Here is a 16,148-nt window from a genome sequence, read left to right on the forward strand (position 1 = left end):
GGACTGCTCGGGCCGGGCTCATTCGTCCTCCCCTGGACGCAGCACGGCCTGCGAGTTCGGGAGCAGGACGCGCTGGATGTAGGTCGTGGGTCCCGTGGAGTTCCGGTCGTCGGACCGGACCCGCAGGGTGAACTCGATCGACAGGACCTGGTCGATCTGCAGGGCCGTCAAGGCACCGCCCGACCCGGGGGTCATGGCGTCGCCGTCGTTGTTGAAGTAGACGAGCGGAGCGACCGGCCCGTCCGTCTGCACGCCCTCGGCCAGGACCTTCGTCGTCATGCGCGCCTTGCACGTCCCGGAGGCGCCCGCTGCGAGGGCGTCGCAGTAGCTGTAGCCGTTGCTCCCGGGGGTCGACGAGTCCGGGCGCTGCACGCGCTCGACGAGCCGCGCCTCGCCCGCGCCCGTCGGCTCGAGCGTGTAGGTCACCTGACGCGGCCCCACGGCGTTCCCCGCGTTGTCGAGGTTCGCGTAGAACTTCATGGACGTCGACGACGCGCTCACGAAGGCATCGAGCTCGGAGCACGTCGACGTCACGCAGTTGATGAGCTGGCTCGGCTTGACTGCCGTGCGCACCACCTTCGTGAGCCGTTCAGCGGCCGTGCGCGCCGCGTCGACCTGGTCCTGGCGGGCGATGCTCTGCGCGTTGACGCGGTGGTACCCGATCGCGAGCGTCGTGAGGGCGGCCATGAGGATCGAGAAGATGGTCATGCCGATCAGCAGCTCGGCCAGGCTCGTGCCGCGCTCGTCGCGGCGCAGGCGGTCCAGACGTGGTCTCATCACGGCACCACCACGTCGATGGTCGGGATGCCGGGTCCGCCCGGGGCGACCGTGGCGTAGCCGCCTGCGGGAGGCAGGGTGCCCAGGTAGGCGCCGTACTGCGTCGGCCACAGCCCCGTGAGGTCGACGACCGCGGCGTCGGCGACGAGGAGCCGGGCGCCCGAGGCTCCTGCGTACTCCGCCGCGACGAGCGTGTACGGCTGGCCCGCGACATCCGAGTCGGCCACGAGGTCGCCGGCCGCGTCGACGAACCGGATCCGCAGGGCCATGGCCTTGTCGTACGCGAAGGTCGTGTTGTTGTTGAGCTTGCCGCGTTCCACCAGGCCTACGGACTTCACCGGCTCGGCCGTGCCGGAGACGTCGACGTAGCCGGAGTCCGACAGCCTGGCGGAGTACAGGGTGCCCGAGCTCGCAGGGTTCACCTGCACCACCGCGCAGCCGGACGCGTCGGTGACGCCCGAGCGCGTCTCCGTGGCCGAGTACACGATCACCGACCGGCCCGAGCTGGGTGCCCCCTTGGCGGTCGAGACCTTGACGGCCACGTAACCGTGCGTGCCGACGACCTTGTCGTCCTTGCGCGGCGCGAGCGCCGCGACCGACGTCACCGGCGCCACCTGACCCATGCCGTCCCAGGTGACCTCGACGGCCACCCGCAGCGTCGGGTAGTTGACGACCGAGCCGCCGTCGCACGCGGAGACCCCGTGCCCGGTGAGGTTCCAGGCACTCGTGCGGCGCACGGTGTACGACGTCCCGTCGACCACGAGCGCCTGACCCGCGACCTGACCGGTGAGCGGGTGCGGGTTGTCGACCGTGCCCTCGTCCGCGACCTCGGCCGGCGCGTCGGCGTCCCGGCTGAACTCCTCGCGCACGATGTCGAGCTCGCGCGCCGCGAGGTTGGCCGCAGCGACCCTGCTGCGGTTCGAGACGCTCATCGCCTGGGTCTGCAGCACGATCCCGACCACGACCATCGACAGGATGCCCAGGACGAGCATCGCGACGGTCAGCTCGACCATCGAGAAGCCGTCGTCCCCGCGCTCGTCGCGCTTCGTCGCACGTTCAGGCATCTGACTTCCAACGCCTTTCCTTGAAGCGGCCGCACTCGCGGCCTTCCCCCATCCAACTGCGGTGGGAATCGCATGGGAATCGGCCGGAAGGGTGAGATCACGGGGTCTAGAGTACGAATCCGATAACCGGACATAAATCGGGCATCGAGCCTCCGAGAAAGGGCGGGAGTCGAAACTCCCGCCCTTTCTCGTCAAAGCGTCAGATCAGCAGGTGCCCTCTTCGAGGCCGCCCGCGGCGGAGTACTTGTAGCCGGTCGCGGCCTTGTCACCCTTGTCGTTGGTGACGTAGACGCACCAGTCCTGGTCGTCCGACGCGCCGGTCAGGTTGCCGAAGTCGACGTTCTTCGACGCGTTGCCGACCGCCTCGCCGTTCACCGTGAGCTTGCCGCCCGTGATGTCGGCCGTGACGGCAGTGGTGCCGTCCCAGTCCACGAAGTACGTGGCGATCTCCTTGCCGAGCGTGGAGACGTCCGCCTTGGCCGCCGAGTCCTCGGCCTTCTTGCGCTGGTTGAGGAACACCGGGATCGCGATGGCCGCGAGGATGCCGATGATGATCATGACGACGAGGAGCTCGATCAGGGTGAAGCCCTGGTCCTTCTCCTGCATGGACTTGCGGATGCGAGCGATCATTGCTGAGCTCCTGAAGTCGAGTGCGAATGCTGTGGATGTCCAACTCAGTCCGGCCGCAGGGCCGGTTCAGAACTACTCCCGCAAGATCGTCCGCTGGTGCCCCGGACTTAAGCGTGAGTTCCAGTTCGACGCAGATTCACCCGAACGGCGCACGGTGATCCTTTGCCGGGCATCGACGGACAAAACGCAACGCCGCCGTGAGGACCGGCGGCGTTGCGTGGGGCGTCGTGGAGGCCCGGTACCCGGACCCGTGCCTGCGACCTACTCGATGAGGTTGAAGATCCCGAAGATCGGCATGTACATCGCGATGACCATGCTGCCGATGATCGCGCCGATGACGACGATCATGATCGGCTCGATGAGGCTCGTGAGCTGGTCGGTGGTCGCCTCGACCTCGTCGTCGTAGAAGTCGGCGACCTTGCCGAGCATCGTGTCGAGCGCGCCCGTGTCCTCGCCGACCGCCATCATCTGCACGACCATGGGCGGGAAGACGGCGTGGTGCGCGAGCGGGCCGGCGAGCGACTCACCACGGCGCACGGACTCCTGCACGTCCTTGGCGGCGTGCTCGACGACCATGTTGCCGCTCGTCTCGCCGACCACCTCGAGCGCCTGCAGCAGCGGGACGCCCGAGCTGATCATGGTGCCGAAGTTGCGGGTGAACCGCGCGACCGCGATCTTGCGGAACAGGTTGCCGAACACCGGCAGGCGCAGCTTGAGCGGGTCGATCTTCTCGCGCACCGCGCGGTCGTTCTTGTGCTTGCCCCACCAGCCGCTGAAGACCGCGAGGGCGATCACGAGCGGGATGATGGTGATCTTCATGAACTCCGAGAGCTGGACCAGGATCTTGGTCGGCAGCGGCAGGTCGCCGCCGAGCGTCGTGAACATCCCCGCGAAGACCGGGACGATGAACAGCAGCATGCCGATCGTCGCGAGGATCGCGACCACGAACACCACGACCGGGTAGGTCATCGCCGACTTGATCTTGTTCTTGAGCTTGACCTCGGCCTCGAAGTTGTCCGCGATCGAGACCATCGCCTTGTCGAGGAAGCCGCCGACCTCCCCCGCCTTGACCATGTTGATCATGAGCGGCGGGAAGATGTGGTCGTGCTTCGCGAACGCGATCGACAGCGCGGTGCCGACCTCGACGTCGTTGCGGACCTGGCCGATGATCCGCGCGAGCGGCTTGCTCTCGGTCTGCTCGGCCAGGATCGACAGCGCGCGCAGCAGTGACAGGCCCGAGTCGATCATCGTCGCCATCTGGCGCGACATGACCGCGAGGTCCTTGAGCCCGACGCGTTCCCCACCGATGTTGATCTCGCGGTTGAGGCCGCCGGAGCTGACCTCGGAGATCGAGACCGCGGCCAGGCCCATGTCCCGCAGACGGTTCGCGACCGCCGCCTGGGTGGGCGCCTCGACGCGGCCCTTGACGAGCTTGCCGCTCTTGTCGCGGACCGCGTACTCGAACGTCTTCGCCTCGTTCGACATCACATCACCTGTCCGTGCGTGGCGCCGAGCATCGGCTCGCCGGTCATCACAGGGTCGGCCAGGTTGGCGCTGCCCTGCGTGGCACCGGAGAACCGGCCGGTCAGCCGGTTGAAGTCCTCGGCGTGGTGGCACTTCTCGAGGCCGACCTCGTAGGTGATCTTCCCCTGCTTCACGAGCTCGGCCAGGTGCTGGTCCATCGTGTGCATGCCCTGCTTCGCGCCGGCCTGCATGGACGAGTAGATCTGGTGCGTCTTGCCCTCACGGATGAGGTTGCGGATCGCGGGCGTGGCCACGAGCACCTCGGTCGCGACCGCGCGGCCGGGCGAGTCCGCCCGCTTGCAGAGCGTCTGACAGACGACGCCCTGCAGCGCGCCCGCGAGCTGCGTGCGGACCTGGTCCTGCTGGTGCGCGGGGAACACGTCGATGACACGGTCGATGGTCTGCGCGGCGTCCTGCGTGTGCAGCGTCGCGAAGACCAGGTGGCCCGTCTCGGCTGCGGTGAGCGCTACCGAGATCGTCTCGAGGTCGCGCATCTCGCCGACGAGGATGATGTCCGGGTCCTGCCGGAGCACGTGCTTGAGCGCGTTGGCGAACGACAGTGTGTCCGCGCCGACCTCGCGCTGGTTGACCAGCGACTTCTTGTGCCGGTGCAGGAACTCGATCGGGTCCTCGACCGTCATGATGTGGTCCTCGCGCGTGCGGTTCGCGAGGTCGACGATCGAGGCGAGCGTCGTCGACTTGCCCGAGCCCGTGGGGCCTGTGACCAGGACGAGGCCACGCGGCAGGCCCGCGAAGTTCGCGACGACCGCGGGGACGCCGAGCTCCTCGAGCGGCTTGATCTCGTACGGGATCACGCGGAACGCGGCACCGATCGACTCACGCTGCTGGTAGAGGTTCACTCGGAAGCGCGCGAGCCCGCGCACCGCGTGCGAGAAGTCCAGCTCGAGGTTCGTCTCGAACGTCTCGCGCTGCTTCTGCGTGAGGATCGAGTACAGCGTGCGCCGCAGCGGCTCCGGCATCATCGCCGGGAAGCCCTCGAGCGGCTTGAGCGCCCCCGAGATGCGGACCATCGGCGGGGCGCCGGTGGTGAAGTGGACGTCCGACGCGTTGAGCTCGACCATCTGGGTCAGCACGTTGTCGATCGAGATGTCCCCCTCCTGCGCCTCCTGCGCCATGCCGACCCGCGCTGCGGCACGGTCACGACGCTGAGCGGTCGGCTGGCCGCCTGCGGGCGCCTGCCCCGGGCGCGGCCCCTGCGGTGCGGCCGGTGCCTGCTGCGCCGGTGCGGGCGTGAAGGTGCCGACCGGTGCGGCGGCCGCGGGTGCCGGTGGCTGCGACTGGGACGGCACCGGGCTGAACGTGGCACCGCCGGGGGTGAAGGTGGCGGGCGCCGCCGGACCGTTCGGGTGGAACGTCGCGGCCGGTGCGGGCGTCGTTCCACCGGGCGTGAAGGCGGCCGCGGGGCCGGGCGTGCCGCCCCCGGGCGCGTACGCGGCGCCGGCCGGCGTGAAGGTCGGGTGCGCGACGCTCCCCGTCGCCGGCGACGCCGGGGTGCGGAACTGCTCGCGCGCCGCCGCGACCGACAGCGTCGCTCCCGCCGCGGCGGGCTGCGGCTGAGCGACGGGCTGCTGGGCAGTCGGCGGCAACGGCGCACCGACGGACTGGGAGGGGATCGGTGAGAACGTCGGCTGACCGCCCGCCGCGGGGGCTCCGGCCTGCGGCCCTGCCGGGCGGTACGGCGGCAGGGGGCGCGTCGGCTCGCCCTGCGGCTGGTAGTACTCGCTCACGTCATTTCCTCCCGGGTGTCGCGCAGCCCGCGACGTCAGGTCGGCCTCCTGGCCCCGGTCGCTTCATCGGCGGTCGCCGCACCCGACTTGAGCAGATCGCCCCAGGTACTTCGACCCCGGACCCACGCCGGAGACCAGGTCAGGCGACGACGCGCAGGATCTCCTCGATCGAGGTCTGACCCATGACGACCTTGTACCAGCCGTCGTTGCGGAGCGAGGTCATGCCCTGCTGCATGGCGGTGTTCGCGATGTCGGCGGCCGACGAGTGCGCGACGGCGTGCCGCTCGATCTCCTCGGTGACCCGCATGACCTCGTGCAGCGCGAGCCGTCCCTTGTAACCGGTCTTGGAGCATGCCGTGCACCCGCCCGGCCGGAACAGCTCGGGCACGGGCTCCCCCGGGACCCACGGGAACCGTGCGGCCTCCATCTCCTCGACGGACGGCTGGTACGGCACCTTGCACTTCGAGCACAGGCGCCGCGCGAGGCGCTGGGCGACGACGCAGTCGAGCGCGGACCCGACGAGGAACGGCTCGATGCCCATCTCCGTCAGACGCGTCACGGCAGACGGGGCGTCGTTGGTGTGCAGGGTGGACAGCACGAGGTGTCCCGTGAGGGCTGCCTCGATGGCGATCTGCGCGGTCTCGTGGTCACGGATCTCACCGAGCAGCACCACGTCCGGGTCCGAGCGCAGGATCGACCGCAGCGCGGCCGCGAACGTGAGCCCGGCCTTCGGGTTGACCTGCACCTGGTTGATGCCCGCGAGGCGGTACTCGACCGGGTCCTCGACGGTGATCACGTTGATGTCGGGCTTGGAGACGGCGTTCAGCGTGGCGTAGAGCGTCGTCGACTTCCCCGAGCCGGTGGGACCGGTGACCAGGATCATGCCGTACGGCTTGGTGTACGACTCCTTGTACGTCTCGTAGTTGTGGTCGAGGAAGGACAGGTCGCGCAGGTCCAGGCTCGCGGTGGAGTTGTCGAGGATGCGCATGACGATCTTCTCGCCCCACACCGTCGGCAGCGTCGCCACGCGCAGGTCGATCTTGCGACCGTTGTGCACCACCGACATGCGGCCGTCCTGCGGCTTGCGCTTCTCGGCGATGTCGATGTCGCTCATGATCTTCACGCGGGAGATGACGCCGCCGGTGATGTTCTTGGGCGAGCGCTGCGTCTCGTGCAGCACGCCGTCGATGCGGTAGCGCACCCGCAGGTCGTGCTCGGACGGCTCGATGTGGATGTCCGAGGCGCGGTCGGTGATCGCCTGCGTCACGAGCAGGTTCACGTACCGCACGATCGGCGCGTCGTCGTCGACGAAGTCGCCCATCTTCGACAGGTCCGCCTCGGGCTCGACCTGCGCGTCCTCGAACGCCGACGAGAGGTTCTCCATCTCGCCGTCGGCACGCACGAACCGGTCGATCGCGCGCACGACGTTGTCGTAGGTCGCGATCACCGGGGTGACCTGCATCCCCGACATCGTGCGCACGTCGTCGACCGCCATGACGTTGCCCGGGTCCGCCGTCGCCAGGATCAGCACGCCGTTCTGGATGGCGATGGGCAGCACGCTGTACCGACGGCACAGCGCGCCGGGGACCATCGCGACCGCGGCGCGGTCCACGGGGTGCTCGTCGAGGTCGATGAACTGCATCCCGACCTGCGCGGCGAGCGCCTGGACGAGCTGGTTCTCCGTCAGCATCCCGAGCTCGACCAGCGTGCGCCCCAGGGACGTGCCCGACACGAGCTGCTCGTCGAGCGCAGACAGCAGCTGCGCCTCGGTGACCAGACCCTCTTCGAGCAGAATCTCGCCCAGCTGCTTCACAGCACCTCCCAGTGACACGACGGCCGTCATCGACCTATCGGCACCCGACCGACCGCGCCTGAGCAGAACGGGACGATCGATGGCGGGGCGGGTCGTGCGTCCGCCGTGGGGAGACCTCGTGCACGCCGGCCGTCCATCAGGGCGCTCCCAGACGGCGCGCGTATGCTCGCGCCAGTCCCCACGCCAGGAGCTCGTCATCAGCACCCCTGCACTCCCCCGCACCGCCGCGTCCCCCCGCGCGACCCGCCCCACGCTCGTCGTCGACCCGGCCCCAGACGCCGCCGCAGTCGCCCACGCCGCACGGCAGATCGGCGCCGAGGCGCGCCCGATCGTCCTCGTGCACGGCACGCGCACGTCGTCGGCCATCTGGGCGCCCCAGGTCGCCGAGCTCGAGCGACTCGGGCACGTCGCCGTCGCGATCGACCTTCCCGGGCACGGCGCGCGGTCCCACGAGCGGTTCACGCTCGAGGGCGCGCTCGAGGCCGTCGACGCGGCGGTCGCGGGCTGCTCGGCTCCCCCGCTGCTGGTCGGGCTCTCGCTCGGCGGGTACGTGACCCTCGCCTACGCCGGTCGCCACGAGGACCGCATCGCCGGCGTCGTCGCAGCGGGGTGCTCGACGCAGACCCGCGGGCCGCTGCTGCGCGGCTACAGCCGGGTCTCGACCGGTGTCACCCGCGCGCTGCGGCTCGGCGGCGGCTCGTGGCACGTCGTCACCGACATGCTGCACGCCCTGGCCGCCTACTCGCCGCTGTCCGACCTGCGCCGCCTGACGCTGCCCGTCTGGCTCGTGAACGGTCGCCGCGACCCGCTGCGCCTCGAGGAGCGTCGGTACCTGCGCGCGCACGCCGGCGCCCGCCTCACGGTCGTCCCCCGCGCGGGACACGACGTCAACACGCACGCTCCCGACGCGTTCAACCGCGTCCTGGTGGACGCGCTGCGCGAGCTCGCGCCGCAGCACACCCCCTGACGCTCGGGCCGTCCTGCGCGTACGACGACGGGCCCGCCGCGCCGGTCACGTGGACCGGGCGACGGGCCCGTCGAGGTCAGGACGTCAGGCGATGCGCTCGGACTCGTCGCCGATCTTGTGCACGACGATCGAGTTCGTCGAGCCCACGACGCCCACGGGCGCGCCGGACACGACCACCACGTAGTCGCCGGTCTCGGCGAGACCGTTGGCCTGCAGCGTCTTGTCGACCTGGTCGACCATCTCGTCGGTGCTCGAGACGGTCGGGACCTGGTAGGTCTGCACGCCCCAGCTCAGCGAGAGCACGTTGCGCACCGACTCGACCGGCGTGAACGCGAGCAGCGGGATCGGCGAACGCAGGCGCGACATGCGCCGCGCCGAGTCGCCGGACTGCGTGAACGTGACGAGGTACTTCACGCCGATCCGCTCGCCGATCTCGGCGGCGGCACGGGTGATCGCTCCACCACGCGTGTGGGGCGTCGAGCCGAGCGGCGCGATGCGCTCGCGACCGAGCTGCTCGGTGGCCTCGATGATCCGAGCCATCGTGCGGACGGTCTCGATCGGGTAGTCGCCCACGCTGGTCTCGCCCGAGAGCATGACCGCGTCGGCGCCGTCGAGCACGGCGTTGGCGCAGTCCGAGGCCTCGGCACGCGTCGGGCGGGGGTTCGTCGTCATCGACTCGAGCACCTGGGTGGCGACGATGACCGGCTTGGCGTTACGACGAGCGAGCTCGACGGCGCGCTTCTGCACGAGCGGGACCTGCTCGAGCGGCAGCTCCACACCCAGGTCGCCGCGGGCGACCATGATGCCGTCGAACGCCTGGACGATCTCGGCGAGGTTCTCGACGGCCTGCGGCTTCTCGATCTTGGCGACGACCGGGACGACCCGGCCCTCCTCCTCCATGATCTGGCGGACGCGGTCGTAGTCCGAGGCGGCCCGGACGAACGAGAGCGCGATGAAGTCGGCGCCCTGCGCCAGGCCCCAGCGCAGGTCGGCCTCGTCCTTGTCGCTCATGGCGGGGACGGACACGGCCACGCCGGGCAGGTTGAGGCCCTTGTTGTTGGAGACGGTGCCGGGCACCTCGACGCGCGTGACGACGTCGTTGCCGACGACCTCGATGACGCGGACGAGCACCTTGCCGTCGTCGATCAGGATCGGGTCGCCGGGCTTCACGTCGCCGATCAGGCCCTTGAACGTCGTCGAGACGCGCTCCTTGGTGCCCTCGACGTCGTCGACCGTGATGGTGAACGTGTCACCCACGGCGACGTCGTGCTTGCCCTCGATGAAACGGCCGAGGCGGATCTTGGGGCCCTGCAGGTCCACGAGGACCGCGACCGAGCGACCGGACGCCTGGGCGGCGGCACGGACGTTCTTGATGACCTTGGCGTGTTCCTCGGGCTCGCCGTGGCTCCGGTTGATCCGGGCGACGTCCATGCCGGCGTCGACCAGCGCCTGGATCATGTCGAGCGACTCCGTCGCCGGGCCAAGGGTGCAGACGATCTTTGCTCTACGCATGAAGGCGAGCCTATGCCTTTCGATGATTTGTGCTTGGGTCCGAACGTCCCGTCGGACCACCGAGGCCCGCGGGTAGGGGGGTCAGGGGCGAAGAGCCAGAGTGCTGGCTTCGACGGGGCTGGGGAGCTCCGTCGCACCTGACAGGTACGTGTCGACGGCGGCGGCCGCGGCGCGGCCCTCCGCGATCGCCCACACGACGAGTGACTGGCCGCGACCGGCATCCCCCGCGACGAACACGCCCGGCACCGCCGTGGCGAAGTCGTCGGAGCGGGCGAACGCACCGCGCGATGTGAGGCCGAGACCGAGCTGGGCGACCGCGGTCTGCGTCTCCGGGCCCGTGAAGCCCATGGCGACGAGCACCAGGTCGACGGGCAGCTCACGCTCGGTGCCCGCGGTCGGGACGCGACGTCCGTCCGGCAGGTACTGCGTGGTCGCCAGGCGCAGCGACGCGACGCGCGTGCCGGTCTCGTCGGGCTCGAAGGCCACCGTCGACGCGAGGTACGCGCGCTCGCCGCCCTCCTCGTGCGAGGACGAGACCTCGAACAGGATCGGGTCGGTCGGCCAGGGCTGGTTCGCCGGACGGTCCGTGGGCGGGCGCTTGCCGATCGCGAGCGTCGTGACGGAGGCCGCACCCTGACGCAGCGCGGTGCCGAGGCAGTCCGAGCCGGTGTCGCCGCCGCCGATGATGACCACGTGCTTGCCCTCGGCAGTGACCTGGTCCGCGACCGTCTTGCCCGCGGCCACGGCGTTCGCCGGGTGCAGGTAGTCCATCGCGAACATGACGCCCTCGAGGTCGTTGCCCGGCACGCTCAGCTCGCGCGGCACCGTGGCACCGGTCGCGATGACGATCGCGTCGTAGCGCGCCTGCAGCTGCGCCCAGGTGAGGTCGCGACCGATCTCGACACCCGGGCGGAAGCGCGTGCCCTCGGCCTCCATCTGGGCCAGGCGACGGTCGATGTGGATCTTCTCGAGCTTGAAGTCCGGGACGCCGTAGCGCAGCAGCCCGCCGATCGCGTCGTCCCGCTCGTACACCGCGACGGTGTGGCCGGCGCGCGTGAGCTGCTGCGCGGCCGCCAGGCCCGCCGGGCCTGAGCCGACGACGGCGACCGTGTGCCCCGTGAGGCGCTGCGGCACCTGCGGCGTGACCAGGCCGCGGTCGAACGCCTCGTCGATGATCGAGACCTCGACGTTCTTGATCGTCACCGGCGGCTGGTTGATCCCGAGCACGCACGACGACTCGCACGGGGCCGGGCAGATGCGCCCGGTGAACTCGGGGAAGTTGTTGGTCGCGTGCAGGCGCTCGATCGCGTCGCCCCACTGGCCGCGCCACACGAGGTCGTTCCACTCGGGGATGAGGTTCCCGAGCGGGCACCCGTTGTGGCAGAACGGCACGCCGCAGTCCATGCACCGGCCGGCCTGCTCCCTGAGGAACGGCTGACCCTCCTCGAGGTGCGCGTGCACGTCCTTCCAGTCACGCAGCCGCACCTCGACGGGGCGGTTCGGCGGGAGCTCGCGCTCCCGCACCTTCAGAAAGCCACGGTGGTCAGCCACGGGCCACCTCCAGGATCTGGTCCCACACGCCGGGCGCCGCGGGGTCGAGGCCGTCGGCCTCGGCCTGCGCGAGCGCGCGTCGGACGCGTGCGTACTCGGTGGGCAGGAGACGGGTGAAGCGCGAGCGCCAGTCACCCTCGAGCAGCTCGGCGGCGACGGGCGAGCCCGTGTCCTGTGCGTACCGCACGAGGAGCGAGCCGACGAGCGCCGCGTCGTCGTCGTCGAGCGGCGTGAGCGAGAGCTCGCCCGAGCGCAGCGCGTCGACGTTCACGAGCTCGGGCTCGAGGTCGAGGACGTACGCCGTCCCGCCCGACATGCCGGCGCCGAAGTTGCGGCCCGTCCGGCCGAGGACGACGACCGTGCCGCCGGTCATGTACTCGCACGCGTGGTCGCCCACGCCCTCGACGACGAGCGTCGCGCCGGAGTTGCGCACCGCGAACCGCTCACCGGTCAGGCCGCGCAGGAACGCCTCGCCCGACGTCGCGCCGTAGCCGATCACGTTGCCCGCGATGACGTTGTGGCTCGACGAGAGCACCGAGCTGCGGTCCGGCCGGACGATCACGCGACCGCCGGACAGGCCCTTGGCGACGTAGTCGTTCGCGTCGCCGAACAGGCGCAGCGTGACGCCACGAGGCAGGAAGGCGCCGAACGACTGCCCGCCCGATCCCGTGAGCGTGACGTCGATGGTGTCGTCGGGCAGTCCCTGCCCGCCGTAGCGACGCGTGACCTCGTGCCCGAGCATCGTGCCGACCGTGCGGTTGACGTTGCGCACGGGCAGCGAGATGCGCACCGGCTCACCGCGCTCGAGCGCGTCGGCCGACAGCGCGATGAGGCGGTTGTCGAGCGCGCGGTCGAGACCGTGGTCCTGGTTCTTGGTGTGGTGCAGCGCCGAGCCGGGCTTGGGCTGCGGCACGGCCAGGACGGGCGACAGGTCGAGACCCTCCGCCTTCCAGTGGTCGATCGCCGCACGCGTCTCGAGCAGCTCGACGTGGCCGACAGCCTCCTCGATCGAGCGGAAGCCGAGCGCGGCGAGGTGCTCGCGGACCTCGGTGGCGATGAACTCGAAGAACGCCTCGACGAACTGCGGCTTGCCCGAGAACCGCGCACGCAGCTCCGGATTCTGGGTCGCGACGCCGACCGGGCAGGTGTCGAGGTGGCAGACGCGCATCATGATGCAGCCCGAGACGACCAGCGGCGCGGTCGCGAAGCCGAACTCCTCGGCGCCGAGCAGCGCACCGACCACCACGTCACGGCCGGTCTTGAGCTGACCGTCGACCTGCACCACGACCCGGTCGCGCAGGTCGTTCATGACGAGCGTCTGCTGCGTCTCGGCGAGGCCGATCTCCCACGGCGTGCCCGCGTGCTTGAGCGACGTGAGCGGGCTCGCGCCCGTCCCGCCGTCGTGCCCCGAGATCAGCACCACGTCCGAGTGCGCCTTGGCCACGCCGGCCGCGATCGTGCCGACGCCGAACTCCGAGACGAGCTTGGTGTGGATGCGTGCCCGCGGGTTCGCGTTCTTCGCGTCGTGGATGAGCTGCGCGAGGTCCTCGATCGAGTAGATGTCGTGGTGCGGCGGCGGCGAGATCAGGCCGACGCCGGGCGTCGAGTGCCGGGTCTTGGCGATCCACGGGTACACCTTGTGGCCCGGCAGCTGACCACCCTCGCCTGGCTTGGCGCCCTGCGCGAGCTTGATCTGGATGTCGTCGGCGTTCGTCAGGTACTCCGAGGTGACGCCGAACCGGCCGGAGGCGATCTGCTTGATCGCGGAGCGCCGCTCGGGGTCGTGCAGGCGCTCGGGGTCCTCGCCGCCCTCGCCCGTGTTCGACTTGCCGCCGATCCGGTTCATCGCGACGGCCAGCGTCTCGTGCGCCTCGGCCGAGATCGAGCCGTAGGACATCGCACCCGTGCTGAACCGCTTGAGGATCTCGCTCACCGGCTCGACCTCGTCGAGCGGGACGGGCGCGCGCACGCCCTCCTTGAAGCTCAGCAGCCCGCGCAGCGTCATGAGGCGCTTGCTCTGCTCGTCGACGCGCTGCGTGTACTGGCGGAAGACGTCCATCTGCCGCGTGCGCGTCGCGTGCTGCAGGCGGAAGACCGTCTCAGGGTCGAACAGGTGGTCCTCACCGTCGCGGCGCCACTGGTACTCGCCACCGACCGCGAGGCGCTGGTGCGGCTGCCGGTTCCCGGACGCCGGGTACGCGTCGGCGTGCCGCGCCGCGACCTCGGCCGCGATCACGTCGAGGCCGATGCCCCCGAGCCGGCTCGTCGTGCCGGTGAAGTACCGGTCGACGAGCGGCTGCGACAGCCCGATCGCCTCGAACACCTGCGCGCCGCGGTAGGACGCGATCGTCGAGATGCCCATCTTGGACATGACCTTCAGGACGCCCTTGCCGAGCGCCTTGATGAGGTTCTTGACCGCCTTCTCCGGGCCGACCTCACCGAGGTACCCGTTGCGGGCGAGCTCCTCGACCGTCTCCATCGCGAGGTACGGGTTCACCGCGGCCGCGCCGTAGCCGATGAGCAGCGCGACGTGGTGCACCTCGCGCACGTCGCCTGCCTCGACGACGAGCGAGATCTGGGTCCGCGTGTGCCGGCGCAGCGTGTGGTGGTGCACGGCGCTCAGGAGCAGCAGCGACGGGATCGGCGCGAGCTCGGCGTCCGAGTTGCGGTCGGAGAGCACGACGAAGCTGACGCCGTCGGCGACCGCGCGGTCGACCTCGGCGAAGATCTCCTCGAGCCGCGCCTCGAGGGCTGCTCCCCCGCCGGACGCCTTGTACAGGCCGCGGATCGTCGTCGCGCGGAAGCCGTGCCTCGGCTCCTTGTGGACGTGCACGATCTTGGCGAGCTGGTCGTTGTCGAGCACCGGGAACGGCAGGACGAGCTTGCGCGCGTGCTCCGGGCCGTCGGCCAGCAGGTTCGGCTCGGGACCGATCGCACCACCGATCGCGGTGACGAGCTCCTCGCGGATCGCGTCCAACGGCGGGTTCGTGACCTGCGCGAACATCTGGGTGAAGTAGTCGAACAGGAGCCGCGGGCGCTGCGAGAGCACCGCGACCGGCGTGTCGGAGCCCATCGCGCCGAGCGGCTCGGCGCCGTTCGCCGCCATCGGCGTCAGGAGGACCTTGAGCTCCTCCTCGGTGTAGCCGAACGCACGCTGCCGCCGGCGGACCGAGGCCGCCGAGTGGGCGACGTGGTCACGCTCGGGCAGCTGCTCGAGGTAGACCGAGTTCTCCTGCACCCACTGCGCGTAGGGCCGCTGCGCGGCGAGGCTCGCCATGACCTCGGAGTCCGCGACGATCCGGCCCTGACCGGTGTCGACGAGGAAGAACAGGCCCGGCTCGAGGCGGCCCTTCGCGACGATCGACGCGGGGTCGAGGTCGAGCACGCCCGCCTCGGACGCGCAGACGACGAGACCGTCCTCGGTCACCCAGTACCGACCCGGGCGCAGCCCGTTGCGGTCCTGCACGGCACCGATGAGCGTCCCGTCGGTGAACGTCATGGCGGCCGGCCCGTCCCACGGCTCCATGAGCGTGGAGTGGTACTCGAAGAACGCGCGCGTGGACGGGTCCATCTGCGCGTGGTTCTCCCACGGCTCCGGGATCATCATCATGACCGCGTGCGGCAGGGACCGGCCCGAGAGGTGGAGCAGCTCGAGCACCTCGTCGAAGCTGCCCGAGTCCGACCCACCCGGGGTACAGACGGGCAGCAGCGGCGCCAGGTCACCCAGCTCCTCGGACGCGAGCATGCCCTCGCGCGCCGCCATCCAGTTGCGGTTGCCGCGCACCGTGTTGATCTCGCCGTTGTGCGCGACCATCCGGAACGGCTGCGCGAGCGGCCAGGACGGGAACGTGTTGGTCGAGAAGCGCGAGTGCACGAGCGCGATCTCGGAGGCGTACCGCGGGTCCGACAGGTCGGCGAAGAACGGCTCGAGCTGGCCGGTCGTCAGCATGCCCTTGTAGGTGATGGTGCGCGCAGACAGCGACGCGAAGTACACGCCGTGCTCGCGCTCCGCGCGCTTGCGCAGGCGGTAGGCCCGCCGGTCCAGCGCGATCCCCGACAGCTCCCGCGACGGGTCCGCGACGACGAGCTGACGGAACACGGGCATCGACGCGCGTGCGGTCGGGCCCACGAGGTCGGCCGTCACGACGACGTCGCGCCAGGCCAGGACGTCGAGCTTCTCCTCGGCCGCGACCGCCTCGACGGCGGCGACGACCGCGGCGCGCTCGGCCTCGTCCTGCGGCAGGAAGGCCATGCCGATGGCGTAGTAGCCGACCGGCGGCAGGTCGGCGTCGACCACGTCGCGCAGGAACGCGTCGGGGATCTGGGTGAGGATGCCCGCGCCGTCACCGGAGTCCTCCTCGGCGCCGACGGCACCGCGGTGGTCGAGGTTGAGCAGGGCGGTCAGGCCGGCGTCGACGATGTCGCGTCCGGGCGTCCCGCGCAGCGTCGCGACGAACGCGAAGCCGCAGGCGTCGTGCTCGGCCGACGCGTCGTACAGGGGGTACGACGCGGGGTCGAGCGACGTGCTCGGCAGACCGCTGGGCGACGTCATCTCTACCGTC

General features: G+C 70.5%; 10 protein-coding genes. 1 reads left to right on the forward strand and 9 read right to left on the reverse strand.

Going from position 1 to position 16,148, the window contains the following annotated elements:
- Positions 1-18 precede the first annotated feature (18 nt).
- From CGE01nite_RS00755 to CGE01nite_RS00780, 6 genes are all read right to left on the reverse strand, one after another.
- The gene (locus CGE01nite_RS00755) at positions 19-777 is read right to left on the reverse strand and encodes a PilW family protein (RefSeq protein ID WP_048341430.1); all 759 of its coding nucleotides are present in this window, start codon (positions 775-777) and stop codon (positions 19-21) included.
- A complete protein-coding gene (locus CGE01nite_RS00760; RefSeq protein WP_141368391.1) occupies positions 777-1,841 on the reverse strand; it encodes a type IV pilus modification PilV family protein in 1,065 nt (354 codons plus the stop codon). Before CGE01nite_RS00760 ends, CGE01nite_RS00755 begins: the two co-directional genes overlap by 1 nt.
- A 204-nt stretch (positions 1,842-2,045) precedes the next feature.
- Positions 2,046-2,471 (reverse strand): type II secretion system protein, encoded by a 426-nt coding sequence (locus tag CGE01nite_RS00765; protein WP_141368393.1) that lies wholly within the window; start codon positions 2,469-2,471, stop codon positions 2,046-2,048.
- 261 nt (positions 2,472-2,732) lie between these two features.
- Entirely contained in the window at positions 2,733-3,956 is a 1,224-nt protein-coding gene (locus CGE01nite_RS00770) for a type II secretion system F family protein (RefSeq protein WP_141368395.1), read from the reverse strand.
- Positions 3,956-5,743, reverse strand: coding sequence for a type IV pilus twitching motility protein PilT (locus tag CGE01nite_RS00775; protein ID WP_141368397.1), 1,788 nt, complete (start codon positions 5,741-5,743; stop codon positions 3,956-3,958). The genes CGE01nite_RS00770 and CGE01nite_RS00775 overlap by 1 nt, the downstream gene beginning before the upstream one ends.
- A 139-nt stretch (positions 5,744-5,882) precedes the next feature.
- The gene (locus CGE01nite_RS00780; RefSeq protein ID WP_048341434.1) at positions 5,883-7,556 is read right to left on the reverse strand and encodes a GspE/PulE family protein; all 1,674 of its coding nucleotides are present in this window, start codon (positions 7,554-7,556) and stop codon (positions 5,883-5,885) included.
- Between the two features lie 79 nt (positions 7,557-7,635).
- Between CGE01nite_RS00780 and CGE01nite_RS00785 the strand changes: the two genes are divergently transcribed.
- On the forward strand, positions 7,636-8,523 hold the full coding sequence (locus tag CGE01nite_RS00785; protein WP_141368399.1) for an alpha/beta fold hydrolase: 888 nt from the start codon (positions 7,636-7,638) through the stop codon (positions 8,521-8,523).
- A gap of 84 nt (positions 8,524-8,607) precedes the next feature.
- On the opposite strand, the gene pyk is transcribed toward CGE01nite_RS00785, so the two are convergent.
- The 3 genes from pyk to gltB form a co-directional block, all read right to left on the reverse strand.
- Positions 8,608-10,035: a pyruvate kinase gene (gene pyk, locus CGE01nite_RS00790; protein ID WP_048341435.1), complete on the reverse strand. Its 1,428-nt coding sequence runs from the start codon at positions 10,033-10,035 to the stop codon at positions 8,608-8,610.
- An 81-nt stretch (positions 10,036-10,116) separates the two neighbouring features.
- Complete coding sequence (locus tag CGE01nite_RS00795; protein WP_048341436.1) at positions 10,117-11,586, reverse strand: glutamate synthase subunit beta; 1,470 nt, start codon at positions 11,584-11,586, stop codon at positions 10,117-10,119.
- Positions 11,579-16,138, reverse strand: a complete 4,560-nt coding sequence (gene gltB / locus CGE01nite_RS00800) for a glutamate synthase large subunit (RefSeq protein ID WP_141368400.1) — start codon at positions 16,136-16,138, stop codon at positions 11,579-11,581. Before gltB ends, CGE01nite_RS00795 begins: the two co-directional genes overlap by 8 nt.
- Positions 16,139-16,148 lie beyond the last annotated feature (10 nt).

The sequence above is a fragment of the Cellulomonas gelida genome, from assembly GCF_006538725.1.
Classification (GTDB): domain Bacteria; phylum Actinomycetota; class Actinomycetes; order Actinomycetales; family Cellulomonadaceae; genus Cellulomonas; species Cellulomonas gelida.

Bases quoted from the DNA above. Each gene is read 5' to 3' on its own strand.
- CGE01nite_RS00760 (WP_141368391.1), bottom strand. From the start codon at position 1,841: ATGCCTGAACGTGCGACGAAGCGCGACGAGCGCGGGGACGACGGCTTC.
- pyk (WP_048341435.1), bottom strand. From the start codon at position 10,035: ATGCGTAGAGCAAAGATCGTCTGCACCCTTGGCCCGGCGACGGAGTCG.
- gltB (WP_141368400.1), bottom strand. From the start codon at position 16,138: ATGACGTCGCCCAGCGGTCTGCCGAGCACGTCGCTCGACCCCGCGTCG.
- CGE01nite_RS00785 (WP_141368399.1), top strand. From the start codon at position 7,636: ATGGCGGGGCGGGTCGTGCGTCCGCCGTGGGGAGACCTCGTGCACGCC.
- CGE01nite_RS00765 (WP_141368393.1), bottom strand. From the start codon at position 2,471: ATGATCGCTCGCATCCGCAAGTCCATGCAGGAGAAGGACCAGGGCTTC.
- CGE01nite_RS00770 (WP_141368395.1), bottom strand. From the start codon at position 3,956: ATGTCGAACGAGGCGAAGACGTTCGAGTACGCGGTCCGCGACAAGAGC.
- CGE01nite_RS00755 (WP_048341430.1), bottom strand. From the start codon at position 777: ATGAGACCACGTCTGGACCGCCTGCGCCGCGACGAGCGCGGCACGAGC.